Origin of the sequence: Roseateles sp. PN1, assembly GCF_038419725.1 — a bacterium.
In the GTDB taxonomy this organism is placed as follows: domain Bacteria; phylum Pseudomonadota; class Gammaproteobacteria; order Burkholderiales; family Burkholderiaceae_C; genus Paucibacter_A.
In genome coordinates, this window is the sequence record NZ_JBCARA010000002.1 from 1 (window position 1) to 26,138 (window position 26,138).

Here is a 26,138-nt window from a genome sequence, read left to right on the forward strand (position 1 = left end):
AAATTGATCAAGTTGACGATGCCGTACACCATCGTGTACCCCAGGGCCACCAGGGCATACATGCTGCCCAGCACCAGCCCGTTAATCAATTGCTGGAAAAATGTTTCCATATGCATCTCCGGTTTGGCTTGGGTGCCGGTTGGCCCCTTGCCCATTCAATGTTCGATGAGCAAAAAAAAACCCGCCGCAAAGTCGGCGGGCCTTGTTGGCCATCAAATCCTGCAGGCTCGCCGCAGATTGTAGGAGTCAGCCATGGCACGTTTCCGATAGTAAATACCCGTATCGACGCCCATGCAAACCCGGCACCTCGCACTTGAATTTCGGACCCGCTGCGCATGTCATAACCTGCCATTCAAGTAGTCTCCGCGCTGCCCACCAATCGCTATTCCGCCCCTGCATCCAGCTCACGCAAAAAGGCCATTTTTTGGGCAATCTTGGCCTCCAGGCCGCGCGGCACTGGCTCGTACCACTGCGGCTCCGCCATGCCCTCGGGCAAATAGCTTTCCCCGGCCGCATAAGCGTGCGGCTCGTCGTGAGCATAGCGATAAGCGTGGCCGTGACCCAGCTCTTTCATCAGCTTGGTCGGCGCATTACGCAAATGCACCGGCACCTCGCGCGACTTGTCTTGCTTCACAAAGGCACGCGCCGCGTTATAGGCTTTGTAGCCCGCATTGCTCTTGGCCGCGACGGCCAGATAAATCACCGCCTGCCCCAGCGCCAACTCGCCCTCGGGTGCACCTAAGCGCTCAAAAGTGGTGGCCGCATCATTGGCGATTTGCATGGCGCGCGGGTCGGCTAGGCCGATGTCTTCCCAGGCCATGCGCACGATGCGGCGCGACAAATAACGTGCATCGGCGCCGCCGTCCAGCATGCGGCACAACCAGTACAGCGCAGCATCAGGGTTGGACCCACGAACCGACTTATGCAAGGCAGAGATCTGGTCGTAGAAGTTATCGCCACCCTTGTCAAAGCGGCGCGAGTTCAGGGTCAGGGCGTTCTGGATGAACTCGGCATCAATCGTCTGTGTGCCGGCGGCCCCGGCGGCCGTGCTGGTTTGCTCCAGCAGATTGAGCAGGCGGCGCGCGTCGCCGTCGGCATAGCCCACCAAGGTGTCCAGCGCCACCGCATCAAACTGCAGATGGGCGAGTTGCTTGCCCTGGGCCAGAGCCACCAATTGCTTGAGCTCGTCCTCGCTGAGCGACTTCAGCACATAGACCTGGGCACGCGACAGCAGCGCGGAATTGACCTCAAAGCTGGGGTTCTCCGTGGTGGCGCCGATGAAAGTCACCAAGCCCGATTCGGCATAAGGCAGCAAGGCATCCTGTTGCGACTTATTGAAGCGATCTAAAATGCAATGCACCTGTTGTAAATCAACAGGTTAGGAACGCATCAAGGGTCGGAATTGCACAAATCAACCCAAAACAAGCACAATGGATTGCCCCATGGGATCTGATTGTGCAATTTGGAGTCGCCATGTCTGTCTATCCGGTGAAGTACAAGGTCCTGAACAAGGATACGGGCCGCAAGGTGAGTGTCACCCGCTGGCGTGCCCAGATTCGCAAGAACGGGGAGAACTTGAGCAAGCTCTTTGAGGAAGAGGAAGCTGCACGGTCGTGGGAGAAATATGAGCTGGATCGGCTCGCCATGGGTGTGCCCCCTGCCCTCATCACTGATTTGAAGTATCAGCTTGAAATGCCTGACATGCAGGTCTTGCTCAAGACCTACTACACCAAGCATGCGGTCAACCACCTTTCCGAGTCGTCACTGAAGACAGCCAAGAACCGTTGTCTGTCTGCCATCCCACGGGTGCCCATCTACTTCGAGGATTTGGGCAAGCGGCTTGAGAAGTACCGCTATGACAATGCTTGGCTTGAGAAGATGATGAAGAACACTCTCGACCAAAACTTCATCGACTTTGGCAGCTTCAAGATTGACACGGTTGATAGCTGGCTGCTCATCCACTACATGAACTCCCGTCGCAAGACTGGAATCAAGGACAACACCATCCTCCGCGAGATTTCGACAATCTCGTCAGCCTTTGAGGCCGTCTACAAGCTCTACCCTGACCAGTTCCCAGATGGATTGGCAAATCCAGTTCGCCTGTTGCCAAAGGCTGAGAAGCCCAAAGCCTATCTTGGCCGCAAGCGGGTGCTGTCCGACGAAGAGGCAGTTCTGATTGCTGAGTGGCTTTCAATGAAGACCAATCAGGAGCCCTATTTCCTCTTCATCACTTGCCTTGAATCTGGAGCCCGCAAGAGTGAAGTTCTTGGTGCTCGTTGGGAAAACCTGAACCTGACTTCTTGGTCCCTCTATCTTCCGAAGACAAAAAACGGAAAGCCTCGGGACATAATGCTTCCCGAAGATGAAGAGTTCAGAAGCTGGCTCAAGGAAAAGCGGCTTGCCAAAGGAATGATTTTCAAGCTCACCGCTGACAACTTCCGTCAGTATTGGGTTGATGCTCTGAAAGCACTTGGGATGTATGACGATGCTGAAGATCGTCTTCACTTCCATGACACAAGAAGAACAGCTCTCACAAAGCTCATCAAGCAAAAGAGGCTCAACAACTGGCAGCTTGCCAAAGAAATTGGAGCCTCACCCGCAACGATTGAAGCTGAAGTTGCCAAAATGCCCAATAGGCTTGAGCCCATCTTTGCGAAGCTTCGCAATGGGCAATCACTCAATGAAGAAGAAATCATGTTGCTGGCTGGACATAGCTCTTCAGCCATCACCAATGTCTACTTCGGTGATCGGAATTAAAAGCTCTTCTCAATGCTGAAGTGATAGGCCGTTGCTTCGTTGTAGGCTTTGAACCTTGGAAGAACGGTCAATCTCAAGCTTGTCTCTTGAGTCAAAGGAATCTTGACACTTGGTGCCAACATCAAGCTGAGCTTGGTTCCTTTTATCTTGTTTGGGTAGCCCGACACAACACCTACTGTCAAGCTCACTGTCTTCACCAATGGAAGACTTGGGGTTTCATAGTCAAAAGTGTAGCCGCCATAAATTGATGTCTTTCTTAGACTGTTGCGGTAGATTCCACCCGTCCAACCGCCAGACCTCACATAAAGACCTGGGTTGACATTGTTGTAGTCACCACGATCATGAATGCTGCCCAAGTGAATTCCCAAGGTCAGTGACTCCTTCACCCCTTCAGTCTTGTCTTGAGCATTTGCTGTCAAAGCACTTAAGGCAATCAATCCTCCAAATATAAGTTTTTTCATCATACAATCTTTCTTCTTGTTGTCTATTTAATATATCAAGTAATATACAAATAGCAAGAGCAAGAAGAAAATAGAAAGGCCATCAATGTGATGGCCTTTTCTACTTGAACTGAAGAAGCTGTTTAATCATCCTCCTGAAGGATTGCCATTTCATAGGCTATGCGATTCTCTTTTGCAATGAGTTCAACTCTTGAAAGAAATTCGTGCCATCTGAGTGAATCATCTCTGACATCACGAATCAACTTCTCAAATGATTGAATGCAGCCACTTGCCACATGCTCAGGGCTCTTCAGGTAGGCCATCATCAGGTTAAGAGTGAATAGATTGATCTGGTCATTGTTCATGCCGCCTCCTTCATCTTGTTCATTGCATAGCAACGGCAAAAGGATTGAAGGTACTTTTTGAACGAAGGATTGTTCAGGTCAAGACCAGTTGATGTCATCAAGACATACAGCTCTTCAATTCCAAGTTGGCACAAGGCATGAAAGCCAATGCCAAGTTTGGCCTCAAGCTTCTTCCTAGCTTGGAATTGCTCATCTGTCATGGGAATGTACAGACTGCTGACCTTGTAGCCTTGAGCACTCCAATACTTTCCGCCTACTGAATCCAGCTTGTAGATATAGGACAGGATGAACTGAATTGCTCTTAGGTTAGAGCAATTCAACTCAATGGCTATGTGCTGTAGAAGCTTGGCGTGCTCACCTGACACCTTGAGGATGTACTTTTTGTGTGGGGTTTTCATGAAGTCCTCCTATTCTTGTTATTCATTGATTTCTCCCTAGCTTGATTAAATATATCAAATAAACAATAGAAATCAATTGCTAATTATAATCAATTCATATATAATTAGAGAATAACAAGGAGAATTGACATGATCATAGACTACAAAGGAGCAGAACTCACCAAAGAACAACTTAGAGACAAGCTGAAACGCGATGTCTTGTTCTATGGGAACTATCAGATAAGACAAAAATTTTATGGAACGGTAAAGGTTAGAGGTGGGCCAGCTTTTCCAGAAACTGAAACCTACTTGCTATGCCATCCAAGCCAAATTGCATTCTGGAGAACCAGGCTTGAACAAATCCTGAACTCCAAAAAGCTTGAATACAGACTCTTTGACGGAAGGAACAACTACATCCTTCTTGATGCTGTAGACCAGATTGCACAGAGCTGGACAAGCAATGACAGCAAGAAGGCAAAGCTACTGAAGTGGTTGGCATCGGCTCAACTTGATTCTTCAAACGAAATTGCTAATATGACTTCATAACTATTATTAGAGGGAGTCAATATGGCAACAACAAAGAAATTTCCAGAAAGAGAAGAGAAGGACTACCAACAGATTTTGACTGACAGTGTCATTGCGAGAATGGAAGAGTCGAAGGCATTGAATTGGTCGAAGCCATGGATTTCTTGCTCAGAAGCACCATTCAACCCAGTGACAGGCACAAGGTATAGAGGGGCAAACTTTGTATCTTGTTTGACAGCAGGCTTTGCTGATCCCCGCTTCTTCACCTTCAACAATGTCCGTGAGTTGGCTGTGAAGACAGGTCAAGACATTCATGTGAAGAAAGGTGCCAAAGGCATTCCAATCTTCAAGGCTCTGCAAGTGAGCTATCTTGACAAGAAGGAAGGTGAGCCCGACGAAGAAGGCAAGCTCCGTTCGTTCGTCAAGATGAAATATGCGGGGACAGTCTTCAATGGAGCCCAGATTGAAGGACTAGAGCCTTGGATTCAGAAGGTCAACAAGGTTCAGGATTTCCAAGAAGCTGAGCTTCTTTCCTTGGCTCTTCAGGAGAGAACCAATCTCATCGTTGAGCATTCCGAAATGGGGCGGGCCTACTACACCCAGCTCGGGCACAAGGTCCATATGCCCAACAAGGACTTGTTCAAGTCCTCTGCCGCTTACTACGACACGCTTGCCCATGAGTTCGGTCATTCAACAGGCCCAGCTCTTGGCCGAGACATGACGGGAACAAAGGGCTCAGCCGCCTATGCGAAGGAAGAGCTGGTTGCTGAGCTGACTTCCATGTTCGTCTGTGCTGAGCTGGGCATTCCCCACGATCCAGCAGCCCATGAGAACCATGCGGCCTACTTGGAGTCTTGGTTGCAGTGCTTGAAGGGGGACAAGAACCTCATCTTCAAAGCAGCGGGCCAAGCCAGCAAGTCAACCGAGTTCCAGATGAAGCACCTACAGGGCTACAAGCTCTCCCATGGCCTCGTTGACCAGGTGGAAGGTCAGAGCAACAAGCTGGAGTCGAAAATCATCCTACCTCCAGCGAAGCAGATCGCCCGCCCTGCCCTTGTGGCCGTCTGATTCCCTCCAGTCCGAATTGAAAAAGCCCTCGCATTGAGGGCTTCGTTCTTTCTGGAGCACATCACATCGAGGCAACTGGGCCTTTGACCTCCTTGGTGGCCTTCGCTGTCTTGGCCGCAGGTTTCTTGGCTGGTGTCTCAGTGCCCTCAGGCTTCGCAGGATCGGGCTTCTGAGCTGCTTTCGTCTTCTGTGTGGCTTCGGGCTTGTCTTGCTGTGGTGAAGCTGAGCCCAAGCTGTTTACGGTGGCCGCCCTCAACCACTCAGGGCCAAACTGGTTGCGAACCTGCTGCAAGAGCCCCTGATGCTCCTTGGGTGTGCTCTTGTAGTCGCCTGTCTCCCAAGCAAGCCCAAGGCTTCGCTTCCAAGAGATCCCGTTGGCCTGCACATAGGCGAGTAATGCGGCCTTCTGCTGCTCGTTCGGTTGCTCAGCACCCTTGGCCTGCTGTGGCTCTGAATAGAGCTTCGGTGCATAGGGTCTGATTTCGATCTTGCTGTCTCTGCCCCAAGCGAAGTAGTACTTCGGCCTGCCCTCCTGAGGGTTCCATGAGTCGGTGCCCTCTGGGAACTTGTTCCTCATGACCTCATCACGGTTCCTGAACTCTTCACCCTGCAAGAAGCGTGAGCTGTTGATCATGCGGACAAAGACTTTTTCTTCGTTCGAGCCGCAGTGCTGAGCCACGAAATATTTGCCAGTTCGGACAATCTCACCAGTTGAGAAGTGATGGTCAGGTGGTCTGTACATAAAGGCCACGGTCTTTCCCTTCTCCATCAAGTCAAAGCTGAGGATGTCTTGAAAGTCCTTCCTCTCAGTCTCTATCTCTCGATGAGTTGTGCGAGCCATTGCCACCTTCTCATTCAAGGCTTTGATGTCGGCCTGGCTGGTAATCTTCAACGAGAACACTGCTCTTGATGGATCTTGCGAGTCCTCACGAGTGCAGAAAGCTGCACCGTTGCTCTTCAAGAGTGGGAAGTAGATTTCATAGTTGTTCGGGGTTTCAATCATGTACTGCTCAGTAGCATGAGCACCAATGACCTCTACTCCATCCGCAAAGCCAATTTTGACTTGACCCGATTGTTTTTGTTGTTGTGCTTGGGTTGCCATAAGTTCTCCATAATAGTTATGGATTACTTATAGCGTGACTGACTTCATTGTCAAGATTTGAAGATTTGCTGAAATAGTCCTTGCTTCTTCTCAGCCTGTGGAGTCGGGAAGTTGACGAACTTGGCTAGGTGCTGGTGAAGGAATTTTGAGTCGCCAGTTTGCATGGATAGCTTGTAAGAGCTGTGAACATCAGGAAGGTATTGCTCCATAAATCTGAAAAACTGATCGTTCGTCTGAATTCTCTTTGCTTCCTCAGGGAAGTCAAAATCAATGGCAAAGCGAACCTCCCTCAAGGTGTTCTTGACCGCCTCTGTCACCTTGAAGTTGATGTTCGGCTCCTTCATCACATTGTTTCTAAGTTCCCATGCCTCGCTTTCATCGGCCTTGGAAAGCTGATGACGAAGCTCAGTGATGAAGTTGACTGCTGGGTCTGTGTTGATTAAATCTTGCATGGTTTCTCCCTAGTTTTATTCATTTAAGCAAAAATAAAGGCAGAGTCAATCTGCCTTCATGTTTAGTTCGGGTTTGAGTAGAACCCTGTTGGTTGATAGGCCGGAACCATCACGATTTTTGGCATGGCCTTCCAATTGACATCCAGCTCAATGGTTGGAGCGATCCCTTGTTCAAAGAGCTTTTCCTTGGCTGCTCCAAAGTCGTCATTGATTTGATCGTCGGCTGGCCTCTTGGTGTCGATCTTCTGACCGGCTATCTTGGCGATTGAGCTGAAGTTGGCCGGTGCTGCTGTGGTGCCCAAGAGGTAGCCATAGGCTTTGGGATCGGTGAAGAGGCTTGCGAGGTACAGGGTGCTTCTCTTGTCCTCGTACACCTTCCCATTGAGCTTGTAGGTGTAGGTGAACTGTTCAGCAGCCTTCTTCGCCAGCTCTGGCACCGAGTTGATGGCATAGGCTTGAACCGCAGTGATGAGCTTCGTGAACTTGGCCGCTCCTGTTGGTCCCACCTTGTAGACGTGGTAGCTCAAAGCAGCCTTCTGGTGAGGTTGCAGCTTGTCGTAGAGGTTGGCACCGACCAGGCCGCGAATCGGCTCCTCAAACTGGGCTCTCATCACCTGTGTTGCCTTGATGGCCTGCTCTGGGCTGATTGAAACCACTGGCAATGCTTGGACTGCCGCCATGCTGGACAAGCTGGCAAGTGAAGCAACTTGGCTGGGTGGAAGGCCGATGGCCTGACCTACCTTCTCGTTGGTTCCCCTTCCCTGCAAGGACACATTCCAGCCGTTGCCGATGGCATAGCCAATGTTGTCTGAGTAGATTTGGGCACGATAGCCCTCGACCTCGCTGACGATGGACTCATAGAAGTTGCCTTGGCTGAGCTGGTCGACGGCGACCTGGCGAGAGGTGGATTTGATCGAGCGGATGAACTGCACTGGACCTGTGGGGTTCACGGCTGGAGTCGCCAGACTTGAGCCGGGGCTGTTGCCTGTAGCGTCAGCTTCAGGCGTGTCCTTCTTGAAGTTGAAGGCCATGTCCTTGTCGAAAAGTGACTTGGGCTCTTCCTTCGTACAAGCCGTGAGGCTTAAAGCAATCACGGCTATGGCTAGAGCTGCTTTTCTTGGAGTCATGCTGCCTCCTTGAAAAGGATCTCTTCGTACTGCTGACCCTCGTTGTCCAGCTCGTTCCAACCCTTGAAGACATCTTCAAAGCCCACTGGTGGCTTGTCAGATACCAAGATTGGCTCGAAGTTCGCATCCAATGGGATGGTCTTGATGATGTCTCTGCGAACAACTCCAGCTCTTTCAATCACGGCAATCGCAGTGAACGGCTCGTTGAGCATCTGCAAGTGATGAGCTTGCAAGACTGGGATTGGCTCTGCTGTCCTCTCAAAGGTGGAGAACTCAGTGATGTTGTTGCCCTTCAAGGAATCTGCAAAGGACTTGCGAAGAGTCATCTTTGCTAATAGCTTGCTTCCATGTCTTCTCAACCATGTTCTCTCTGAGTTCTGGGTGTCGAAGATGGAGCTGGTCAAGATGTGGTTGGATGTTGATCCAAAGGCCAAGGAAGATACTTTTCCTTTTGACACCAAGGCTCTGTGCTTGCCAATTCGTTTGCTGATCAAGTCGTAGGTCGCTTCTGAAGACTGCAAGCAGATGATTGAGCGGAAGGACTCAACGATTGCCTTGGCTCCAGACTCACCGAATCTCTCAACGTAGTTGTCAAAGTTCTGTGTGGCATATACGGCTACCAATCCCAATGAGCGGCCCTGAGGCAAGATGCTCAAGTCAGAGTCGTCAAAGATTTTTTGTGCTTCATCCACGAACAAGCAGACTGGCACCTCTCCGGTGTCTCTCCACTTCTCGCCAAACAATCCACGGTCAGCAATCTTTGTGAAGAGTCTTGCCTTCATCAATGCAGTGATTGCTACCCCAGCGATTCCCAACTGAGACTCTGGAAGCACGAAGCCGATTTTTGAGCCAACCAAGATGGAGTCGAAGTCAAAGTCGGACTCTTCACTTTCAGCCCAGTGTCTGATTTGCTCGGTTTGCACAAAGGGCAAGAGCCATGACTTGAAGGTCGCCTTGATGTTCTTCTTGGTTTCCTCAGGCTCACTCATCAGCTCCATGAGGAACTGAATTGCGTCGTTAAGGACTGTTCCAGGCTTGAACCCTCCAGTTCGGTAGTCCAACTCAGGGTGCCCCTTGAACAGCTCAACGATTGGATGTTTTCCGTCCTTGTCGCAAGGCTCGGTCAACTGCATACCGATGTTAAAAAAGCTCATGTAGCTCTTGGAAGCGGTGCCATGCTTGACAGCTGCTTCTTGGAACACCTTGGCATAGAACACCATGGTTCTTGCCCCTGAAGTGAAGAATGAGCTGTTGCCAGTCTGGCCCTTCTTAGGTGCGAACTGGTTTTCAAGAACTCTTGCCAACACCTCTGGCTTCAAGTCCCAGATGAAGTTGAAGTTCTTGATGGTCTGAGGTGATACGAGGATGTCTAGGTACTTGGCACAGTCTTGAGCCAAGACGGATTTGCCGTCCAAGACCATCATTCCGGTTCTGGATTTTTCGATCTCCTGAGCCTGGACACGCTCCTTGAACACTTGTCTCAAGTTGGTTGTCTTGCCCTTACCGATGGCACCGAAGAAGGCCAAGTTGGTTGACTGATCCTTGGTGGTCTGTCCGACTGGCAAGCCTTGGTCTGGAGCGAACTCGTCACCAGTTTTGCCAAAGGAACCTGTAGCTGATCCGTAGTGGCAGAAGTAGCTGTTGTCCTTCTCTGCATTGGCAGCTTGCAAGAAGCGAGCACGGTTCTTCGCTGTTTTAGGCATGCCATCTGTGGCACCGCCAAAGGTCTTGTCCAAGTTCACCAAAGCCGCTGCTCTGGCTTTCTTCTTGATGAAGAGGTAGACCAATGGGGCCAAGGCTGGGCTGTAGGCCACGGCTGCGAGGATGGTGTTGCTGAAGCCACCGATGACCTGGCCGACAACTGGAAGGCTTGTGGCCATGGAAACGGCTGTTGTGGCTCCTACGGTGCCAGCCAACATCAACATGGTTCCCCAGAACCCAAGGAAGATATAGAAGACGGTGAAGTACAGGACATTCAAGGCCAACGCGACCTTGCCTAGTCCCATCACAGTCAACATTCCACTCAAGATGAAAATGACTGAATAGAAGCCGATGATGAACGGCAAAACTGGGCTGTCTGAGCCGATCCCGATGTCTTCAGGTAGCAAACGTCCAGCGACTGGGAAGCCGTTGTCCGTCATCAAGAAGTTGCCCTCTTTGTCCTTCAAGTCCGCAGGAACAGATTCCCTGTGCGGAACATGGTGGGCATAAGCTATTGAGCGGATTTCTTGGTTGGCCTGCTCTTCCCATTCTTTGGTTGGCAAGAAGCGGCTGATGTTCAGGTAGCTTAATGCTTTCAATAATTTCTCTTTCATAATTTTCTCCCTTGTTCTTTTATTTGGTTAATTCTTGAAATTCTTTGTCAATCTCTCCAACACGCTTCAGGTAGTCTTCCTTTGTGACTTCACCTGAGTTGGCCTTCCTTTGCAGCTCCTGAGCCTCTTGTCTTAGTTGCGCGACTCGTTGCTCTTTGGCTTCCTTGTCGTTGCTTGAGGCTGCAAATTTGGTCTGAACAGTTCCAATTGCTTGCTTTGTTTTGTTGACGGTGAAAAGAAGACCTGTACCGGCCACATATGCACCAGATGCAAAGACAGTGGCTGCAATGCAAGCTGCTGCGAATGCCTTTCTGCGGTGAAAGTTCACTCTCATGTTTCTAGTTTGCTGGCTCCATTGGATGGCTTGAGTCTTCAGCAATGGATTCGCTGCAACTCTGTCAATGGGCATGCAATAGAACTCTCTTGAAGAGCAATCTAATCCCCATTGCTTTGGAGCCCCCATCACCTTTGGCCCGATGAAAGCCAAGATGTTGGATGTGGAGCTGATGATTTTGTAGATGATGGTTGCTTTCATGACTGCTCCCCTGTTGTCTGCACTGGGGTAGCTCTGGTCACGAATGTCTGACCCAAGCCCTTCAAGTTCAACTCGTTGACCAAGTCAGAGCGACGGTCAAAGCATTTCTTCTTGTCTTCAACGGTGTACGGGTCGCCAAACTTCTTGTCCTTCAAGAAGACCTTGACCACGTTCTCACCACTCTCAAGCTCGATGTACTGAGTGAATGTGTCGTTTTCGAGGTAGAGACGCTTCTTGCCCTCTTTCTCCCAAACCTTCCCTTTGAACCCATTCATCAAAAGGTTCTCTGCAATCAAATCAATATTGTCTAACATATAATCTCCTTTTCTATTGCAATATGCTTTATTTAATATATCATGTAATATATAAATAGCAATAGTGTAGAAGGAATAATATGGAGAATATTGAAATTGAAGATATTGAAAAGATAGTTGAAGAGAAAGACAAGCTTGAAATGGTCAAGCTCATTCAAAGGCTTGGCTTGGACAAGAACGATGAGCTGATGGCTCAGCTCTATGCCTTCACCTACATGAGGCTGATTGGCTCAGACATCCCGAAGGCCATTGATGGAGCTGCCGTCAACCTCAATGAGCTGGTCAAGGGTTTCCAGCAGACCTTGATGTTTGAGTCTGGGAGGTTCAGTGAAGTGATCGCTGAGCTGGTCAAGTCAGAGACTGGTGACTTCGAGACCAGGCTGGAAGACTTCTCCCGTGACATCGATGAGTTCGTGGCAGCGAACCAAGCCAGCCTGCATAGCTCAATCACGCAACTGGAAGCCGCCAAGGGGAAGGTTCTGGCCGAGATAAAGGCTGCTGAGGCGAGCTACAGGCAAGCGGTGGACACGATCAAGAAGGACACAACCAAAGCCTTCGTTGAGGCCATCAAGCAGGAGGTCTTCAACCAGACTGCTTGGGACTGGAGAAGATGGGCTCTGACCGCTTCTGCCAGCTTCGCGGGGATGTGGCTCTTCCATGTGCTGAAGAGCATGTTCTGAAGTGCTGCTGACCCATTGAAAAAGCCCTCGCTAGGAGGGCTTCATATTTTCAGGGTCTGGGTTCGTGCTGGAGCTGGCCGCTTCTGAGCTAGTGAGGCTTGAAGCTTCTCATGGGCGATGGCTGACTCAAGTGTCTTGACCGGATCTTTGCCGTTACAGAGTTCTTGCAATTCCCCTGAAGCATGCCGAATTGAGTTTTGATTCTTCGATACAGCCTCAAGAACAACATCTTTATCAGACTTCAAGGTGTCAGAAGCCCACTGGAGAGCATTTCCAATTTGCCTGACAGCAACACAAACAACTTCCTTGTCTGCCTTAAGCTGTTCAGAGGAATGCTTTAGCGAACCTCCATACTTATTCACCGCCTGAAGCACGACTTCCTTGTCAGCTCTTAGCTCGTCAGATGCATATTGCAGTGCCCACGTGTCTTGTTTGATCGCTTCAAGAACAACCCCCTTATCTCCCCTAAGTCTTGGCGATGCATATAGCAAGTCTTGGCCATATTGCTGTACAGCCTGAATCACTGTCTGCTTGTTATCTTGAATCGACTCAGGAGCTTTATCAAGCGTCACATTTCTCTTCCCCTTGAAGTTAAATGGAAGAGTGATAGTCATTCTTTCTGATTCGTTACTCATATCTCACATCCCCATCTTCAAACCGAGACTTGGCTTGTTCTGAGGTCTCATTGCTGCCATGCGTTCCTGAATCGCTGCGATGGCGTCTTTGTGAGCAAGGGCGGCCTTCTCTGCTTGGGACTGGCCTTGTGCCTCCTGTTGACCAGGTTGGGCTTGGCTCAAGTCCTTCTTCACTTCTGGAGCTGCCTGTACTTCAACGGTGCGAGTGGCTTTCTGCTCGTAGCCCATGGTTGAAGCTTTGAAGTCCTTGTACAGGTCTTTCAGCTTCTGCTCTCCATCGAATTGAGCCTGAAGGGTTGTGTACTGCTGCAAGTCCACCTTCTCTTTGTGATCGACATGGTGGCGTTCAAAGGCATGCAGCTTTTCCATGGTTGGCCTGTCTTGGTGATCCACCTTGGAAAGCTCATCCTTGTGCTTCAAGGTCATTTCACGGATGACAGCATCGTTGGCAAGCTGGACTTGTCTGTCGTCCTTCCCCAAGAACTGAGCACGGTACTCACCAGAGTTCATCAGGTTGTGCCTGAAGAAGAAGTTCCTCTGTGTCTCGTGGTTCTTGGTTGTGTCGTAGAAGTTGCGAGGGCCGTTTCTCCAATCCGAGTTCATGCCATTGCGTTCCAAGTCCAAGTTCATCCTTGTCTCAGATAGCTTTGGGTGATCGGGTTGAAGCTCCTTGCCAGACTCACTGATGTAGACGGTCTGTTGCTTCTTAATAGACTGAGCCGCAAAAAAGTCTGATGACCCTGCGGCTTCGTTCTTCATTTCTTCTGTGATCATAGTTTCCTCCTAGATATATCATTTAATATATAGACAGGAAACGAAAAGTCAAATCAGGCAGTCTCAGCAACGATGAGCTTCATGATGTTGGCAACAAGTTGGACTGTGGCTTCACCGGCCTTCATAGAAATCTCAAACCCATCATCAAGCTTCAAATTCACCTCTTCAACAAATGGCTTGTACTTGATTCGACCAACCATCACTTCGGCTTGAGAAGATTCTTCCTCTGGCTCGTTGAATGGGTTGTCACCAGGCTGAATATTCAATATCGACTCAAGCTGTCTGTCAAAGTCTTCTTGAGCTTTGGTTGTGACGATGGTTCCGTTGTATTTGTTCTCTATGAGCAAGCCTTCAACCAAAAGCTGATTGACTGCCTGATTGAAGCGTGAGGGCTTGAAGCAATCCACCTCTGCCAACATGTCAGCCTCAACATCCTTCCTTGTTTCAGGGGATGAGAAATATTCCGAAAGGATGTGCTCTTTGTATGCCTCAAGACTATCTCCAATGTCCCTCTGAAGCCAAGGCTCAGGTAACTTTGCTCTTGGTGAGCGGTAGGCGACATACTTTCTCAAGTAGTCCTGATTCTGTAGGCTAACCTTGTGATAGCCAGTCAGTTCAGCAAGTCTCTTAATAGTGATCTTCTCGCCTGCTGAATCAAGCTCTGCAATCGCCAATTCCACAATTCCCTTATCTAATCTCTGCTTCATAGCTTCCCCTTATTATTGTTGCTATGAATTCAATATATCAAATAGACATTTGATGTCAAATCATGTGCGATGAGAGGAAAGACTTCAGACGATTGGATCGGGAACGACATTTCCTTGAGCTTGACTCTTCTGCTCAAGCTGCCACTCAAGTTCAAGTGAATCAAGTTCGCTAAATTCTGCCGATGATGGCGATAGAGCTTCAGGCTTTTCCTTGTTCCAATATTTGTCCATGTCCTTCCACTTCACTTCAATGGGGGTAGCTGAAATCCATGAAGCTGGCTTGGACTCGTAGAGCACTTCATACGGGATGATCTTGTTCCTGAGCACATAGGCTGGATTCAGTCCATCTGGCAAGTAGAGGTAGTGAATCTCTTTGCCCTTGGTGCCAAGCAAGGTGTTGATTTCGTCAGCCGTGATGACCTGAGCGGTGTCCTTCTGGAAGCTCTCGTTGAACGAAACACCGTCCTTCGATGACGTCTTGCTCTGGCTGCGGATTTGCACCTCTCTCTTGCCCACCAGCTCGGACAACTTCTCAGCGGTGGTGCCTTGGTTGACCCCCATGAGGTAAATGCCAGCGACGTTGGAAGTTAGGAACTGAACGGCCTCAGGCCCGTAGAGCTTTTCAATCTGGCTGAGGTCTTGGAACGCAAGGGTCAGGCCAACACCTCTGGAGCGGTACAGAGCCAATGCGGGCAACAAGAACTTCTCGATGTTCCCGTTGGATTGCAGCTCGTCAATCAGGATTTGGAACTTGCGGGTCTTGCTGTCCTTGAGGTCGGCCAAGATGACCGAGTTGGCATAGAAGAGCATTCCCCTGATGAGCCCTTCTGTGAGTGTTGGGAAGGCTTCTGACGGCTGGAGCACCACAACCTTGACATCAGGGTTTTCGTTCATCAGCCACTCTCTGAACTTCAGCTTTGGCCTCGCTTCGATCACATCCCATGTCTTGGCCGAGGTCACGATGACACTGTTCAGCTTCTTCCAACCTGCGGTATGGCCTGGGCTGAACTTCAGCAAGTCGAACTGCCCCAAGGTCTGTTTGGCTATGGCAAGCTGCTTGTCCATGTCTGTAGCCTTCAGGAAGCGGCCATAGTCGATCCAGTTCCAACCAGGCTGAATCTTGTTCAAGTGGGTGGTGATGGCCTTGAACATGAGGCCCTGCATGTTTCTGATCCCCTCAGGCATGTCGAGATCACTCATCAGGTCATCGGCCACCATGTCCAAATAGTCAGGCAGCTTGAGGGCCGCTGCCGTCGCTTGGCAGATTGGCTTCTTCAAATCAAAGCCATCGTGAATGCGGGCGAGCTGGATGAAGCTGCTGGCATAGGCCCCCACGTTGAACATCACACTGGAAAGGGTCTGCTCTGCTGAGCGGAGAACCTGTGTGGCTTCTGGGTAGTGCTTCATCAAGATTGGACTGAGCTGTTCAGCCGTCTTCATGAGCATGTGGGCCAACATCCCGTAGTTCCAGAGATTCGGTGCAACGGCAATGAGGCTGGCCGTTATGCCTGTGGTCATTTGCCTTGCTGAAGTCGACCAGATCGGGTCTTTGTCGTTCGCAGGAATGACCCCTTCCCAGAAGGCTTGAGCTACCAAGTGATGGTAGATGTCGGTGCCGATGTTCCAGCTCAATGAGCCCTTGGTGTGCGGTGACACCCTGAGCATTTCACTGGCCTTGAACAGGCGAGAAAAGTCCTCTTTGGGCGTATCCACGATGAGCAACTTGAACGGCTCACCTTGCCTGATGTGGTGCCTGATGGGAGCAACCATGTGGGTGATGATGGTCTGTGTCTTCCCTCTCCCGGTGCCTCCGATATACAAGCCATGCCGGGAACGCTTGTCCTCGGGCAGCTCCACCAGGTCAGAAGGTTTCTTCGCATAGAAGCTGGCCTGTCGTGGGTCGTAGCCGCCATAGCAGCCGATGAAGAGTCCTGATGGTGCTTGCAGGCGATAGGCGAGCAGCAAATCAGCAAATGCCTCCCTTCCCTTCAGCAGTCGCTTGCCTCGTAGATGGATCATCCCCGACGTCGGTTTGAAGCCAATGAGGAAGAACCAGATTGCACAGCTCACGCCGGCAATAGAGGTCAGTCCCCATCTGCGGAGAACTGCTGTCTGAAGGGGATCACTGAGGCCCTGCAAGTAGCTCTTGTAGGCCGTCAGACTGGATGAGTCCAGCTTGGGGTAGACCAGCTCCAGCATGGCGAGCAAGTAGCCCTTGAAGTGGTGAACGATGGGCTGATTGCTGGGTGGTCTGGGTAGCCAACTCGTGTTGATGAACATGAGGGCTACGAAGGAGAGGAAGAGGCCAAGTGCCAAACCTAAAAAGCCCATCAAGAGGGCTGATCCGACATAGCGGACTGGCTTAGCACCATCAATTAGTTTTCCTGAGTCTCCCGGCCAAATGTCTATTGGTTTCTGATCATTCATCGATAGGCATGTCCTTTCAATTGTTAGAGTCAAATTTCTTCACAACCATAGGCCCAAGGATTGCCATGGCTGAAAGGCCAAGGATGGACAAGGCACCTACTGTTGGATTGTTCTGAGAAGCGATTGTTAGGCAATACAAGCAAAAGCCTGTTGTAGCTCCTAAGGTCAACGAAATGACAGCCTGTGTGCCTCTAGTGATTGACCATGCGGCTCTTTGCCCCAAGGTTGAAACATGCCCATCTGCTGGGGGTATGTAGCCCTTCATGATGGCTGGTGGAATGTATGTTTCGTGGTCTTGATTGCACCACTCAATGTATTCGTCTACTGGATCAACTGTCTTCTTGCTCATGTGATTCTCCTTATTCTTGTTCTCATAAATTCAATATATCAAATAGACTTCGATAGTCAAATTTTGTAGGATGAACGGTCCAAAATGACCGTTAGTCATTCTCAATTTCTTCATCTAAGTCTTTGTTGACCACAAGGCTTTGAAGATTGTTCTGAAGATAGGATTGAACTGAGTTGGTTCCGCCGTTCTTCTTTGAAGCTGGATCGTTGTGGAAATCAGCAAAGGTCTTCTGAGCTGCTTCACCCAAAGATTGCTTGGCCTCGTCAGAGGAAAGACCTTGGTCTTTGAGCTTCTGAGCCATGTCTTTGAAGGTTTTGACCGCACGGTTGAACTCTGGCCCTTGGTAGCCGTTTCCAATCATTCCGGCCACTCGACCCACTCCTTCTCCGAACTCAGCATTCAGACCCTTATTGAGGGCAGAAGCGATGTGCTCCTGAACTGGCTTGTCTGGTGTCTTCTTGATGGACTCGTTCAAGCGAGACATAAATGCAGCCCCGCCCAAGCTGTCTTTGCCGCCCACGTGATCGATGGCCTCTCTGAGCTTCGCTGTGGTTGCCTGCATGGCATAGCCGCCCTCCTTAGTGCCTGCTCCCCCGGCTTGGTCTTCAGCAAACTTAGCAATGGCTGCTGTACCTGATCCAAGCTCCTTGTCCAAGTCGTCAAAGTTCTTGGTGCGAGCCATGTCCTTCTGCTCGTTCTCGACCTGCAATGACTCGTTGAGCTTGTCGTTTTGCTTCTTGAGCTGGCCCAATCCTTCACCAGTCTGGATGGCCTGCTGAATGCCTGTGTTGGCTGCGATGTAGGTTTGGGTTCCACCTACTGCCTCGGCTGTTCTTCCAAGCTGGGCACCGCCACCGCTGAACCAGTTCAAGAGCTGGTCCGGGATCATGTACATGATGGTGAACAACTTGCTGATCACCTTGAACATGACAATGCAGTAAATGATGGGACCGGCGATAAACGACGCGAGCCAGATGAAAAAACCGCTGTCCTGCTGATTCATCACGAACACATCAGCAAAGATTTTGTTGATGAAGTCGCCCACCACTGAAAGCATGATGAGAGCTGCTGCGAAGCCAAACACCATCAGCACGGGCCTAAGCACAAGGCTCAAGACCAGGTTGTAGCCATTGGCCCCCTTCCCTGCCACATCGTCACCGTTGGGGTGCAAGTGCATAACGGCCCAAATAGGTGCAGCAACGATGGCCTCTACACAGAGGATGAGGTAGCCAACAACAACCCCAATCCACATGATGAAGGGCAAGTTCGGCAACACGAAGCTCAAGGCAAATCCTGTCAGCACGAACACGGGCAAGGTCATGATGGCCGTCACCGCAATCAGCAAGCCAACACCAGGTGCATTGCCGATGGTTGCAAGCAATCCAGCCTTGGCGATGTAGGCAGTCCCTGCAATGCCAAGCAACCAGTTGCCAAGTCTCTTGGTCGCAAGCAGCGGGTGCTCTCCGTCTTGGATGGCGAAGTTGGTTCCCGATGTGAAGGCTTTCTTCATCAAGGGAATGGGATCAAGTCCACCGGCCACCGAGTCTTTAACAGCGTCCCACCATCCAGTATTTGAGCCGCCCTGCTCGTTCCCAACTCCAAAGTTCGCAACACCGCCCTTGGTCTTGATCAGGCTGTCCATCATGGCTGGGTAGACCTGTGCGAAGGACTCCCCGAAGACACCGCCGCCTGTGGCCTTGGCACCAGAAGCAGTTGCCACGTTTGACATGCTGCGGTTCACAAGATCGGTCATATAAGCGAGCTTCATCATCCAAGCCCCAGCGGTTATGAATCCATCATTGGCCGCATTTTTTGAAACCTCTTCAAAGGGTTTCATTTCCGCAATGACCGTTGCCGCTTTGGTTCTGACGGCCTCTTCGTAGGCTGCAACTGCTGAGTCAATTCGCTCTGGTGCGATTGGCTTCTTGGTCTTCACCAACTCAGCGGCCAAAGGCTGCATTGCATTGATGAGCTGAGCAACTTGGTTCTCGTGCTCTGTGGCGATTTCGGACATGCGAGCTACAGCAGCTCCACCGTTCATGACCATGCCAATGGCACTGCCTGATTGAGGGCCAGTGACTGGGGTCTGAAACTTGGCAATCTCCACCTTGCCGCAGACATCGGAACGGAAGCCACCGAGTCCGTTGGTTGCACCGAAGGCCACGGTTTTTGTGAGTGCTCCGCTGTCGTTGGTCATGCCGAACTGGACACCGGGGATGAGGACCTTGCCAGCCTCGGAATTGGCCGCTTCCTTCAGGGCCTCAACACAGACCAGCGACTGAAAAAGATTGGCTCCCAATTCCGAGACTTCTGGCTTCTGAAGTCCAACACTGCTGACCTTTACAAGGTTGGATGAGCTGACGAATGAGGACCATGTTTTGTCGGCCAGGCCGATCCCTTGGACGATGAGCCAGCCCACGATGACTTGCATGACGCAATAGCCACCTCCGACGACTGGAAGGACCAGGGCCGTACCCAATGCGGTTCTGATGGGCACCCAGACAGAAGAGAACTTCTTGCCCAGCATTTCGCCATCGTGAGCCGTGGCCAGGGTTCCAGCAAAGATGGTGTAGGCCACCAGGATTCCGCCTACTGCCAGCACTCCACCGAGGAAGGCATTCATGGGCTCAACGAAGGCATCGGCTCCTGATGTGCCGAACACTCCCAGCTTCCCAAAAATGCTGGCAAGGATGACAAGGGCTTTGTCTCCGGGAACGGGCTCAAAAATGTTGGCCTGAGCATGGGCCAGTGCTGGAAGAAAAGCTGCCAGCATGAGGAATAGCGGCTTTAAGAATTTCATTTGCCACCTCCCACCATCTTGAAGACTTCATGGACTAGGATGACTCCAACCAAGTCCAAGTAGCCCAAGGTGATTGTGGCGACGACTGAGAAGGCAGTCAGAGCTATGAAGAAGACTGCGGTTATCTCAGCCCAACTAATGATTGTGTCTGCCGCCCACAATCCGAACTTCTTGATTGCAAAGACCAAGTGGCTCATGTAGCCATTGATCCACTCCATTACAATATATTCCCACATGATTGAATTCCTTTTTATTGTTATGAATTCAATATATCAAATAGAAATCAACAATCAACCCCAGAATGAAGAAAGGCCAGCGATTTGCTGGCCTTTTCGTCTGTTGCTTGTTTCATATCTTCATTGACTGAGTAGGTCTTTTCGCTGAAGACTTCTGAGCGAGAGTCGATTGAAGCTTCTCGTGTGCGATGTGGCTTTCAAGTGCTTTTGCAGGATCTTTATCTTTACAGATTTCTTGAATTTCTGAGCTAGCAAACCAAATGCTATGAGGATTCTGTTTCACAGCTTCCAACACGACTTCTTTGTCAGCTTGGAGTTGGTAACTGGCATCTGCAAGATATTTGCCTTGGACTTTCACAATCTCAAGAACAAATTCTTTATCACCTCTAAATTTATCCATCTTTTTGCTGGCAAACAGCCTTACATCAACATCCTCCGTCAGCTTCTTGAGTGCAGCATCCCTGTTCTTATATGTCATGAGCAATCCTCAATCAACAGCGTTATAGATGCATGACATTGCAGTCCATGTGACTTCATCAATCCAAGTGATTGAGACTCTGCAAGCTCCAAGGTATGGACTCATAGGTCCTGGGTTGCACCACCGTTTGTCTGGCTTATATTCTTTCGTTACGATTATCTTGTGACAGACATCTATTGAATTTTCTATGCCCCACGGAGTCCACGCGGCACATGAAAGTGTTGAAGCCAATGCCAATGATGTTGCTACCAATACTTTTTTCATAACAGTCTCCTATATTTGCGTTATCCATTCAATATATCAACTGAAATACGAAAAGCAACCCTATAAAGAAGAAAGGCCAGCTCTTGGCTGGCTCTTTGTATTGACTCTATTTATATAGAGAGTGATTTTTGCTTCTGAGCTTGCTGCTGAGTTGCAAGCTGCTTCTGTCTCCCAAGCTCTTGAGCCTTCTGGAGTCTGATTGCCTCGTAGGTTTGCTTCTCTTCACCGCTCAGAACCTTGAAGTCGAAGGTTGTCTTCTTGAAGGCAGTCTTTTGAATCGCTTGGTTCAGGGAAATGAAGTCATCGAGTGGGTGTCGCTTCTCACCTTCAATCTGGTAGTAGGTGTCATTGAGGAACTTACGGGTTTCAAGGAAGCTGCCCAAGGTTCTCTCATCCAGCTCCACACCCTTCTTCTTCGCAATGGACTGGGCGACTTCAACCATGGACTTGGTTGGGCTCTTGTCGGCCAACTGGCTTGCCATCGCGTCCACCATGTTTTTGGAGATGTAAACAAACACATCGTTTTTGTGGCGGCTACAAGCCACGTATGCCTGATGAAGATTGTTGCCGTTCGCTGCTGGAAGCCAGTAGGCAGTTCGTTTCGTCTGCCCCTGTGCCTTGTGAGTGGTCACGCTATAGGCATGGTTGATGTTCTGCTTCTTGCCCGTGCTCATCCAAGACTCTTCCCCGTTGTCCATGCGGATGCGAATGGCACTAACCTTGTCGCCCTTGAAGCTCTTCCTGAAGCCCGCGACTTCACCAGTTTGGGAGTTGTTCAGCTCCGACTCTGCCAGGTCGTCGGATTTCTGGTTCTTGGTGATGATGATTCGATCACCTAGGCCGTACTCCCTCTTGATTCCGTCCTTGCCTTCAATCGGGATGGCCTCGTTGCCCACCTTGCCTGCGGCCACCAAATCTCTGCGAATGAGGTGGTTGAGCAAGTCGACGTCGTCGTTCTTGGCCGCGATGACGATCTTGTCCTTGGCTGCTTGAGGATTGGCCGTGTAGTCCTTGACCAGCTTGCTCAAGCGGTCGCCGTTCGTGTTCTCGATGAAGACCTTGCCTTCGTCGTAGAGGGTCTTCATCGCCTTGGCACCACGGCCAGAAGCAAAGTCCTCAACCATTTCTCGTTGCACGGATTCCTTCTGGCGGTTGATTTCAGTGACCTTGGCTGTGACGAATTTTTCAGAGAACGGTTTGAGGATTTGGCCTGCTCCAACTGCTTGCAACTGGATGGACTCTCCGAGAAGGATGAGCTTCGCCCCGGCCTTGTTCACGTGTTTGATGAGGCGATGGGCTGATTGCAAGTCTAAGAAGCCAGCCTCATCCACGATGACAACAGACTTCGATCCAAGCTGCACGGTGCCCTTGTCCAGCTTCTTCAACAGCTTCGCCATGTTCATGGCTTCGTCAGCATTGAGGCCAGCATCTTTGGCAAGGACCTGGGTTGCGATGGAGCTGGTGGAAGTGCCAAGTACATCGTGGCCGTTGGCCTTGTACTGCTGCACGATGATTTCAGAGAGAGTGGATTTTCCTGAGCCCGCACGGCCTTCAATCACGGCCACTGCACCAGGCTGAGTGGTGCCAGCAAGGATGGCTTCTTTCTGCCCTATGCTGAGTTGAAAGCCCTTGCTGCTCTCGTAGCTCAAGATGGCCTGCTTGACCTCGTTGGGCTTGAGCTTGAACTGTGTTTCGTTCTCTCGGGCCTTCAGGCTGGTGCTGTTGTAGCTGTCCATTTCCATGATGTGGTTCGTGGTGAACCTGACATCACGGGCATAGCGGATCTGAGCATGTTGGTATTCGGCTGGGTCGGTGATTTGGCCGGTTAGAAACGGCTCGTGTTGCTTGGCCTTCTCTGGGTCCATGACCATGACCGCACGGCTGCTGAAGATTCGCTCGGCTTCCTCTTCTGCACGACCTGGCGGCATGTGGCCGATGAGCTGCTTCACGACATGGGCCTTGAAGCTGTCCTCGGTGCATTCAACGGTCTTCAGGTGACGGAAGAAGCTCTCTTCGATCTTGTCGTCGCTGGGCGGCTGCGGCAGCTCCTTGGAAAGCCTTTCCTTGGACTTGGCAAGGTCCGCGGCCATCTGCTCATGTGTCCAGCCGCATTCATCGATGACGGCCTTCCACTGGGCTCTTAGCTCCGATGGGGACAAGTCGGTTTTCTCGTCGCGGGTTTCAAGGCGAGCAATCTCCTTGGCATCCATGCCAGACATCTTCAGCTCACGAAGTTTCTCTTCGATCTCGTTCTGTCGGGCTCTGCGGTGCTCACGGACATTGGCAGGGATAGCCTCGTCGGGAATATCGAAGGACACAACCTTCTGATCGTCGGCTTCAAGGAACTCGTCTTCAACATCGGCCTTGTGAATGACCTTCTCAAAGCCGAAGCCGAATTCTTGTTCTAGACCTTCCTTGCAGGCCATCATGAAGATGGCGTCGTACTTGCTGGCGTTCTCGCCAATCACATCGGTGCAAAGGGAGTAGGTCTTGCCATCGAAGCCCCTTGCCACGTTCATCAAATCGAAGTGGAAGTGGTAGTTGGCATTGAGGCCGTTGGCTCTGTTCTCAGAGTGCATGAACGGAACAACAAGAAGCTCTGCCACCTTCTCCAACTGGGCTCCATCCTTGCCCTTGCGGATGAGGGCATCGTTGAGCATTTCGGGAAGAATTTTCTCGTTGAAGACCTTCATGCAGACATCGCGGAAGCGAAGCTCTACTGCTGGGTCATTGGTCGCCATGTGCCCGATGACGGTGCTGAGGTTCGACCCGAAAGTGAAGAGGAATTCAGTGCCCGGTCTGTGGGCCTTCTCACCCTCCTTGGGCTGGTAGTAGCTGCCGTCTGGATTGATCGGGGTGCTCGCATTGGTGAGCTTCAACATCTGACCCCTTGGGGTGTCGATGAGCTGCTTCTTCGGAAAGCCGTGATTGGCTGGAAGCAATTCGGCTGGTAGCCATCCTTGGCTCAAGTCCCTCCACAGGTCCACGGTCATGACCTGGCTGGAGATTCCTAAGGATTCAGCAAGTCCACCAATGGGCTGAGGATTGAAGGGGCTGTTATTGATGATGTCCCAATATTTCGGATTGCTCAAATCCACAGGGGCATCAGCAGCAAGAGCCTCACTCTTTCTTATCTCAGCAAGTAATCCAGTTAAGTTGTATTCAATCTGTTTCTCATGGTAGGCAAGGGACTCCATTGCCTTGTAGCGCCTCATCATCATGATTGACCTCCCTGCACATCCAGCTTGAAGTAAAGCTGCTGAATTGAGTCATTGAGGGTTTGGATGGTGGAGCGAAGCTCAGCAACCTCTCTGGGTAGCTGGTGCAAGTCCACATAGGTCTTCAAGGCCACTCGGTAGGCTTCGGACTTGTTCTTGTTGCCCGATTTCTCCATCACATAGCTCAAGGCTTCGTCGTCCTTTTTGGAGACCTTGAAGGTGTCGGTGCGGATGTGCTCGTTCATAACTTCAACCCCACTCTCTGCTTAGGGGCTGGAGCCTTTTGGGCCAATGTGGATTGAAGCTTCTCGTGGGCAATGACTGATTCAAGTGTCTTGACTGGATCTTTGTCTTTACAGAGTGCTTGAATGTCATCCGAAGCGAATTGGATTGATTCTGATGATTTTCTTACTGCCTCAAGGACAACTTCTTTGTCAGCCTTCAATTCATTAGAAGCAATACTAAGAGCCCATCCACGAGACTTGACAGCTTCCATGACAACTTCTTTGTCAGCCTTCAAATCAACAGAAGCATACTGAAGAGCCCATCCTTGTTGCTTAACCGCTTCCAAAACAATTTCTTTGTCAGCCTTTAATTCATTAGAAGCATAGTCAAGAGCAGTTCCATCCTGCCTAACTGCTTCCAAGACAACTTCTTTGTCTTCACGGAATAGGTCAAATGGTTTGTTGGAGAAGTCTTTTCCAGCGCGAATGTGCTTGATTGCTGTTTCTTTTGTTTTGTAGTGTGTGCTCATATGCCACCTCTCATAATGATTGCGGCTGAAGATATCAAGAGCCCAGCCATGACGATGACCAGGCAGAGCACGGCATGTTTGAGCCCTTCGTTCTTCTGGGCGAGTTGGTGATTGGTATTGGTGAGGTCGTGACAGTGCTCGTTCAGAATGTCGATCTGAGCACTGGCTGATTTGGAAAACTGCTTGTATGCCTGCAACTGACTGTTGAGTCTGTTGATTTCTTCTTGTGGGGTCAGGTAGTTCATATAGCCACCCCGCAAGCTCTGTAGTCAGAAGCTACTTTGTCGTAGAACTCTAGGACTGACTCTGAGAAGCTTTCTTCATCTGTGGAAGAAAGAAGAACCTCATGGGATAGACCCATCATGCGGGCTGGGAAGTCCGCTTCTTTATATATAGAGGTTAGTGCAAAAACCTTCCCTTTGGACACTTTAATCTTGAATCCGAAGGTCTTGAGCATTTCTCCTATTTCTTTGTAGTTGGACATAATTTTTCTCCTTGTTATGAATACAAGGTATCAAATTCAAGTCCAAAGTCAAGGTATTACCTGAGTGAACGGCAAGAATTGACGGAATGATTAGGATTTATGCGGGTTCGCGGGATATTTTCTCGGCACAAACATTTTAATGTGATAAGTGCTTAGACCCAGGGAAAGCCGAAACCAAGAACAATCTGCATTCATCCGAGTTCCAATTTCTCAATCCGAATCCATTCTGTATTTGACCTGTATTACATCCGCATGCCATCCGGGTTCACTTCTGCATATCGATCCGAGTGAATATCTTGACTTTCCAAGTATTTTTGATAATTTGATGTATGAATCCGTATGAATTGGAGAATTTATGACACTGCAAGCAGACCTAGATGATTTACTTGAACAAGCGAAGAGAGAAGCCTTGAATGTAGCCCCGAAAGACAAGCTCATTGATGTATTTCGAGCCAACCATGACAACTGGGTAGAAATCGTTTTTCCTTCTTGGAAGATGAATGGCAAGAACAATTGCTATGCGTTGCTTGCTGGATTTCTTCGTGATCGCGGCTTCCCGAACATCACTGACGATACTGTTTCCTCATACATGAAGAAAGTCCGAGATGAGAGGAAGAAGTCCGGCCAACCTACTGAGAAGAAAATTCTTAAAGCCACTCCTGTAGGCGTTACTCCTACATCTGAGCCGGTTGTCTTCAATGACATTGATAGAGACTGGAGAGCGATTGAGAAGCTTGCCAAGGGTGCTACTGAGTGGACTCCTGAAATGGAAGAGGCATGGCTTCATCTGAAGTGGATTGCTGATCAGAGGAAAATTCCATTCCAAGCAAGAAGGGCCATGGACATCTGGGCTCAAATCGGTGGGGAGCCAATGAAATGTGCTTGGCTACAGCTCAAGTTAAGACGAAAAGATTATTCAATGAATCCTGATTTATGAAGCTCCCCCGGGAGCTTT

The 26,138-nt window shown here is 50.1% G+C and carries 27 protein-coding genes and 2 pseudogenes; 5 read left to right on the forward strand and 24 right to left on the reverse strand.

What is annotated here, in order from left to right:
- Positions 1-110 (reverse strand): annotated as a pseudogene (locus AABB87_RS02745) (branched-chain amino acid ABC transporter permease); the annotation flags it as partial.
- Positions 111-382: 272 nt separating this feature from the next.
- Positions 383-1,348 (reverse strand): annotated as a pseudogene (locus AABB87_RS02750) (replication-associated recombination protein A); the annotation flags it as partial.
- Between the two features lie 125 nt (positions 1,349-1,473).
- Here AABB87_RS02750 and AABB87_RS02755 point away from each other — a divergent pair.
- On the forward strand, positions 1,474-2,757 hold the full coding sequence (locus AABB87_RS02755; protein WP_341969682.1) for a tyrosine-type recombinase/integrase: 1,284 nt from the start codon (positions 1,474-1,476) through the stop codon (positions 2,755-2,757).
- Here the strand turns inward: AABB87_RS02755 and AABB87_RS02760 are convergent.
- From AABB87_RS02760 to AABB87_RS02770, 3 genes are all read right to left on the reverse strand, one after another.
- A complete protein-coding gene (locus AABB87_RS02760) occupies positions 2,754-3,221 on the reverse strand; it encodes a hypothetical protein (RefSeq protein ID WP_341969683.1) in 468 nt (155 codons plus the stop codon). The genes AABB87_RS02755 and AABB87_RS02760 overlap by 4 nt on opposite strands.
- Positions 3,222-3,340: 119 nt before the next feature.
- Complete coding sequence (locus AABB87_RS02765; RefSeq protein WP_341969684.1) at positions 3,341-3,562, reverse strand: hypothetical protein; 222 nt, start codon at positions 3,560-3,562, stop codon at positions 3,341-3,343.
- On the reverse strand, positions 3,559-3,960 hold the full coding sequence (locus AABB87_RS02770; RefSeq protein ID WP_341969685.1) for a hypothetical protein: 402 nt from the start codon (positions 3,958-3,960) through the stop codon (positions 3,559-3,561). The genes AABB87_RS02765 and AABB87_RS02770 overlap by 4 nt, the downstream gene beginning before the upstream one ends.
- A 129-nt stretch (positions 3,961-4,089) precedes the next feature.
- Between AABB87_RS02770 and AABB87_RS02775 the strand changes: the two genes are divergently transcribed.
- Together AABB87_RS02775 and AABB87_RS02780 are read left to right on the forward strand one after the other, a co-directional pair.
- Complete coding sequence (locus AABB87_RS02775) at positions 4,090-4,485, forward strand: hypothetical protein (protein ID WP_341969686.1); 396 nt, start codon at positions 4,090-4,092, stop codon at positions 4,483-4,485.
- 21 nt (positions 4,486-4,506) lie between these two features.
- Positions 4,507-5,532 carry an ArdC family protein gene (locus AABB87_RS02780; RefSeq protein WP_341969688.1) on the forward strand — a complete coding sequence of 342 codons (1,026 nt, stop codon included), beginning with the start codon at positions 4,507-4,509 and terminating at the stop codon, positions 5,530-5,532.
- Between the two features lie 61 nt (positions 5,533-5,593).
- On the opposite strand, the gene AABB87_RS02785 is transcribed toward AABB87_RS02780, so the two are convergent.
- The 6 genes from AABB87_RS02785 to AABB87_RS02810 form a co-directional block, all read right to left on the reverse strand.
- Positions 5,594-6,634, reverse strand: coding sequence for a hypothetical protein (locus AABB87_RS02785; RefSeq protein ID WP_341969690.1), 1,041 nt, complete (start codon positions 6,632-6,634; stop codon positions 5,594-5,596).
- A gap of 50 nt (positions 6,635-6,684) precedes the next feature.
- On the reverse strand, positions 6,685-7,086 hold the full coding sequence (locus AABB87_RS02790; RefSeq protein WP_341969691.1) for a hypothetical protein: 402 nt from the start codon (positions 7,084-7,086) through the stop codon (positions 6,685-6,687).
- A gap of 62 nt (positions 7,087-7,148) precedes the next feature.
- Positions 7,149-8,213 (reverse strand): hypothetical protein, encoded by a 1,065-nt coding sequence (locus tag AABB87_RS02795; RefSeq protein ID WP_341969693.1) that lies wholly within the window; start codon positions 8,211-8,213, stop codon positions 7,149-7,151.
- A complete protein-coding gene (locus tag AABB87_RS02800) occupies positions 8,210-10,528 on the reverse strand; it encodes a TraM recognition domain-containing protein (RefSeq protein ID WP_341969694.1) in 2,319 nt (772 codons plus the stop codon). Before AABB87_RS02800 ends, AABB87_RS02795 begins: the two co-directional genes overlap by 4 nt.
- A gap of 19 nt (positions 10,529-10,547) precedes the next feature.
- On the reverse strand, positions 10,548-11,063 hold the full coding sequence (locus AABB87_RS02805; protein ID WP_341969695.1) for a hypothetical protein: 516 nt from the start codon (positions 11,061-11,063) through the stop codon (positions 10,548-10,550).
- Entirely contained in the window at positions 11,060-11,377 is a 318-nt protein-coding gene (locus AABB87_RS02810) for a hypothetical protein (RefSeq protein WP_341969696.1), read from the reverse strand. The genes AABB87_RS02805 and AABB87_RS02810 overlap by 4 nt, the downstream gene beginning before the upstream one ends.
- 80 nt (positions 11,378-11,457) lie before the next feature.
- Between AABB87_RS02810 and AABB87_RS02815 the strand changes: the two genes are divergently transcribed.
- The gene (locus AABB87_RS02815) at positions 11,458-12,057 is read left to right on the forward strand and encodes a hypothetical protein (protein ID WP_341969697.1); all 600 of its coding nucleotides are present in this window, start codon (positions 11,458-11,460) and stop codon (positions 12,055-12,057) included.
- 41 nt (positions 12,058-12,098) lie between these two features.
- Here the strand turns inward: AABB87_RS02815 and AABB87_RS02820 are convergent, their stop codons facing one another.
- The 13 genes from AABB87_RS02820 to AABB87_RS02880 form a co-directional block, all read right to left on the reverse strand.
- On the reverse strand, positions 12,099-12,692 hold the full coding sequence (locus AABB87_RS02820; protein ID WP_341969698.1) for a DUF4116 domain-containing protein: 594 nt from the start codon (positions 12,690-12,692) through the stop codon (positions 12,099-12,101).
- Between the two features lie 3 nt (positions 12,693-12,695).
- Complete coding sequence (locus tag AABB87_RS02825; protein ID WP_341969699.1) at positions 12,696-13,466, reverse strand: hypothetical protein; 771 nt, start codon at positions 13,464-13,466, stop codon at positions 12,696-12,698.
- 53 nt (positions 13,467-13,519) lie between these two features.
- On the reverse strand, positions 13,520-14,173 hold the full coding sequence (locus tag AABB87_RS02830; RefSeq protein ID WP_341969701.1) for a hypothetical protein: 654 nt from the start codon (positions 14,171-14,173) through the stop codon (positions 13,520-13,522).
- An 84-nt stretch (positions 14,174-14,257) separates the two neighbouring features.
- The gene (locus AABB87_RS02835) at positions 14,258-16,600 is read right to left on the reverse strand and encodes a type IV secretory system conjugative DNA transfer family protein (protein WP_341969703.1); all 2,343 of its coding nucleotides are present in this window, start codon (positions 16,598-16,600) and stop codon (positions 14,258-14,260) included.
- Between the two features lie 16 nt (positions 16,601-16,616).
- Complete coding sequence (locus tag AABB87_RS02840; protein ID WP_341969706.1) at positions 16,617-16,949, reverse strand: hypothetical protein; 333 nt, start codon at positions 16,947-16,949, stop codon at positions 16,617-16,619.
- Positions 16,950-17,040: 91 nt separating this feature from the next.
- On the reverse strand, positions 17,041-19,749 hold the full coding sequence (locus AABB87_RS02845; protein ID WP_341969707.1) for a DotA/TraY family protein: 2,709 nt from the start codon (positions 19,747-19,749) through the stop codon (positions 17,041-17,043).
- Positions 19,746-19,985 (reverse strand): hypothetical protein, encoded by a 240-nt coding sequence (locus AABB87_RS02850; RefSeq protein ID WP_341969708.1) that lies wholly within the window; start codon positions 19,983-19,985, stop codon positions 19,746-19,748. The genes AABB87_RS02845 and AABB87_RS02850 overlap by 4 nt, the downstream gene beginning before the upstream one ends.
- Before the next feature lie 112 nt (positions 19,986-20,097).
- Positions 20,098-20,463, reverse strand: coding sequence for a DUF4116 domain-containing protein (locus tag AABB87_RS02855; protein WP_341969709.1), 366 nt, complete (start codon positions 20,461-20,463; stop codon positions 20,098-20,100).
- A gap of 374 nt (positions 20,464-20,837) precedes the next feature.
- On the reverse strand, positions 20,838-23,948 hold the full coding sequence (locus AABB87_RS02860) for an AAA family ATPase (RefSeq protein WP_341969710.1): 3,111 nt from the start codon (positions 23,946-23,948) through the stop codon (positions 20,838-20,840).
- Complete coding sequence (locus AABB87_RS02865; protein ID WP_341969711.1) at positions 23,945-24,190, reverse strand: hypothetical protein; 246 nt, start codon at positions 24,188-24,190, stop codon at positions 23,945-23,947. Before AABB87_RS02865 ends, AABB87_RS02860 begins: the two co-directional genes overlap by 4 nt.
- Complete coding sequence (locus tag AABB87_RS02870; protein ID WP_341969712.1) at positions 24,187-24,699, reverse strand: DUF4116 domain-containing protein; 513 nt, start codon at positions 24,697-24,699, stop codon at positions 24,187-24,189. Before AABB87_RS02870 ends, AABB87_RS02865 begins: the two co-directional genes overlap by 4 nt.
- A complete protein-coding gene (locus AABB87_RS02875; RefSeq protein WP_341969713.1) occupies positions 24,696-24,944 on the reverse strand; it encodes a hypothetical protein in 249 nt (82 codons plus the stop codon). Before AABB87_RS02875 ends, AABB87_RS02870 begins: the two co-directional genes overlap by 4 nt.
- A complete protein-coding gene (locus AABB87_RS02880) occupies positions 24,941-25,183 on the reverse strand; it encodes a hypothetical protein (protein WP_341969714.1) in 243 nt (80 codons plus the stop codon). Before AABB87_RS02880 ends, AABB87_RS02875 begins: the two co-directional genes overlap by 4 nt.
- A gap of 355 nt (positions 25,184-25,538) precedes the next feature.
- Here AABB87_RS02880 and AABB87_RS02885 point away from each other — a divergent pair, with 355 nt between their 5' ends.
- Positions 25,539-26,120 (forward strand): hypothetical protein, encoded by a 582-nt coding sequence (locus AABB87_RS02885; protein ID WP_341969716.1) that lies wholly within the window; start codon positions 25,539-25,541, stop codon positions 26,118-26,120.
- Positions 26,121-26,138: the final 18 nt, after the last annotated feature.

What these genes read in the sequence shown, in the direction of transcription:
- AABB87_RS02755 (WP_341969682.1), top strand. Translation starts at nt 1,474, where the DNA reads ATGTCTGTCTATCCGGTGAAGTACAAGGTCCTGAACAAGGATACGGGC.
- AABB87_RS02760 (WP_341969683.1), bottom strand. Translation starts at nt 3,221, where the DNA reads ATGATGAAAAAACTTATATTTGGAGGATTGATTGCCTTAAGTGCTTTG.
- AABB87_RS02765 (WP_341969684.1), bottom strand. Translation starts at nt 3,562, where the DNA reads ATGAACAATGACCAGATCAATCTATTCACTCTTAACCTGATGATGGCC.
- AABB87_RS02770 (WP_341969685.1), bottom strand. Translation starts at nt 3,960, where the DNA reads ATGAAAACCCCACACAAAAAGTACATCCTCAAGGTGTCAGGTGAGCAC.
- AABB87_RS02775 (WP_341969686.1), top strand. Translation starts at nt 4,090, where the DNA reads ATGATCATAGACTACAAAGGAGCAGAACTCACCAAAGAACAACTTAGA.
- AABB87_RS02780 (WP_341969688.1), top strand. Translation starts at nt 4,507, where the DNA reads ATGGCAACAACAAAGAAATTTCCAGAAAGAGAAGAGAAGGACTACCAA.
- AABB87_RS02785 (WP_341969690.1), bottom strand. Translation starts at nt 6,634, where the DNA reads ATGGCAACCCAAGCACAACAACAAAAACAATCGGGTCAAGTCAAAATT.
- AABB87_RS02790 (WP_341969691.1), bottom strand. Translation starts at nt 7,086, where the DNA reads ATGCAAGATTTAATCAACACAGACCCAGCAGTCAACTTCATCACTGAG.
- AABB87_RS02795 (WP_341969693.1), bottom strand. Translation starts at nt 8,213, where the DNA reads ATGACTCCAAGAAAAGCAGCTCTAGCCATAGCCGTGATTGCTTTAAGC.
- AABB87_RS02800 (WP_341969694.1), bottom strand. Translation starts at nt 10,528, where the DNA reads ATGAAAGAGAAATTATTGAAAGCATTAAGCTACCTGAACATCAGCCGC.
- AABB87_RS02805 (WP_341969695.1), bottom strand. Translation starts at nt 11,063, where the DNA reads ATGAAAGCAACCATCATCTACAAAATCATCAGCTCCACATCCAACATC.
- AABB87_RS02810 (WP_341969696.1), bottom strand. Translation starts at nt 11,377, where the DNA reads ATGTTAGACAATATTGATTTGATTGCAGAGAACCTTTTGATGAATGGG.
- AABB87_RS02815 (WP_341969697.1), top strand. Translation starts at nt 11,458, where the DNA reads ATGGAGAATATTGAAATTGAAGATATTGAAAAGATAGTTGAAGAGAAA.
- AABB87_RS02820 (WP_341969698.1), bottom strand. Translation starts at nt 12,692, where the DNA reads ATGAGTAACGAATCAGAAAGAATGACTATCACTCTTCCATTTAACTTC.
- AABB87_RS02825 (WP_341969699.1), bottom strand. Translation starts at nt 13,466, where the DNA reads ATGATCACAGAAGAAATGAAGAACGAAGCCGCAGGGTCATCAGACTTT.
- AABB87_RS02830 (WP_341969701.1), bottom strand. Translation starts at nt 14,173, where the DNA reads ATGAAGCAGAGATTAGATAAGGGAATTGTGGAATTGGCGATTGCAGAG.
- AABB87_RS02835 (WP_341969703.1), bottom strand. Translation starts at nt 16,600, where the DNA reads ATGAATGATCAGAAACCAATAGACATTTGGCCGGGAGACTCAGGAAAA.
- AABB87_RS02840 (WP_341969706.1), bottom strand. Translation starts at nt 16,949, where the DNA reads ATGAGCAAGAAGACAGTTGATCCAGTAGACGAATACATTGAGTGGTGC.
- AABB87_RS02845 (WP_341969707.1), bottom strand. Translation starts at nt 19,749, where the DNA reads ATGAAATTCTTAAAGCCGCTATTCCTCATGCTGGCAGCTTTTCTTCCA.
- AABB87_RS02850 (WP_341969708.1), bottom strand. Translation starts at nt 19,985, where the DNA reads ATGTGGGAATATATTGTAATGGAGTGGATCAATGGCTACATGAGCCAC.
- AABB87_RS02855 (WP_341969709.1), bottom strand. Translation starts at nt 20,463, where the DNA reads ATGACATATAAGAACAGGGATGCTGCACTCAAGAAGCTGACGGAGGAT.
- AABB87_RS02860 (WP_341969710.1), bottom strand. Translation starts at nt 23,948, where the DNA reads ATGATGATGAGGCGCTACAAGGCAATGGAGTCCCTTGCCTACCATGAG.
- AABB87_RS02865 (WP_341969711.1), bottom strand. Translation starts at nt 24,190, where the DNA reads ATGAACGAGCACATCCGCACCGACACCTTCAAGGTCTCCAAAAAGGAC.
- AABB87_RS02870 (WP_341969712.1), bottom strand. Translation starts at nt 24,699, where the DNA reads ATGAGCACACACTACAAAACAAAAGAAACAGCAATCAAGCACATTCGC.
- AABB87_RS02875 (WP_341969713.1), bottom strand. Translation starts at nt 24,944, where the DNA reads ATGAACTACCTGACCCCACAAGAAGAAATCAACAGACTCAACAGTCAG.
- AABB87_RS02880 (WP_341969714.1), bottom strand. Translation starts at nt 25,183, where the DNA reads ATGTCCAACTACAAAGAAATAGGAGAAATGCTCAAGACCTTCGGATTC.
- AABB87_RS02885 (WP_341969716.1), top strand. Translation starts at nt 25,539, where the DNA reads ATGACACTGCAAGCAGACCTAGATGATTTACTTGAACAAGCGAAGAGA.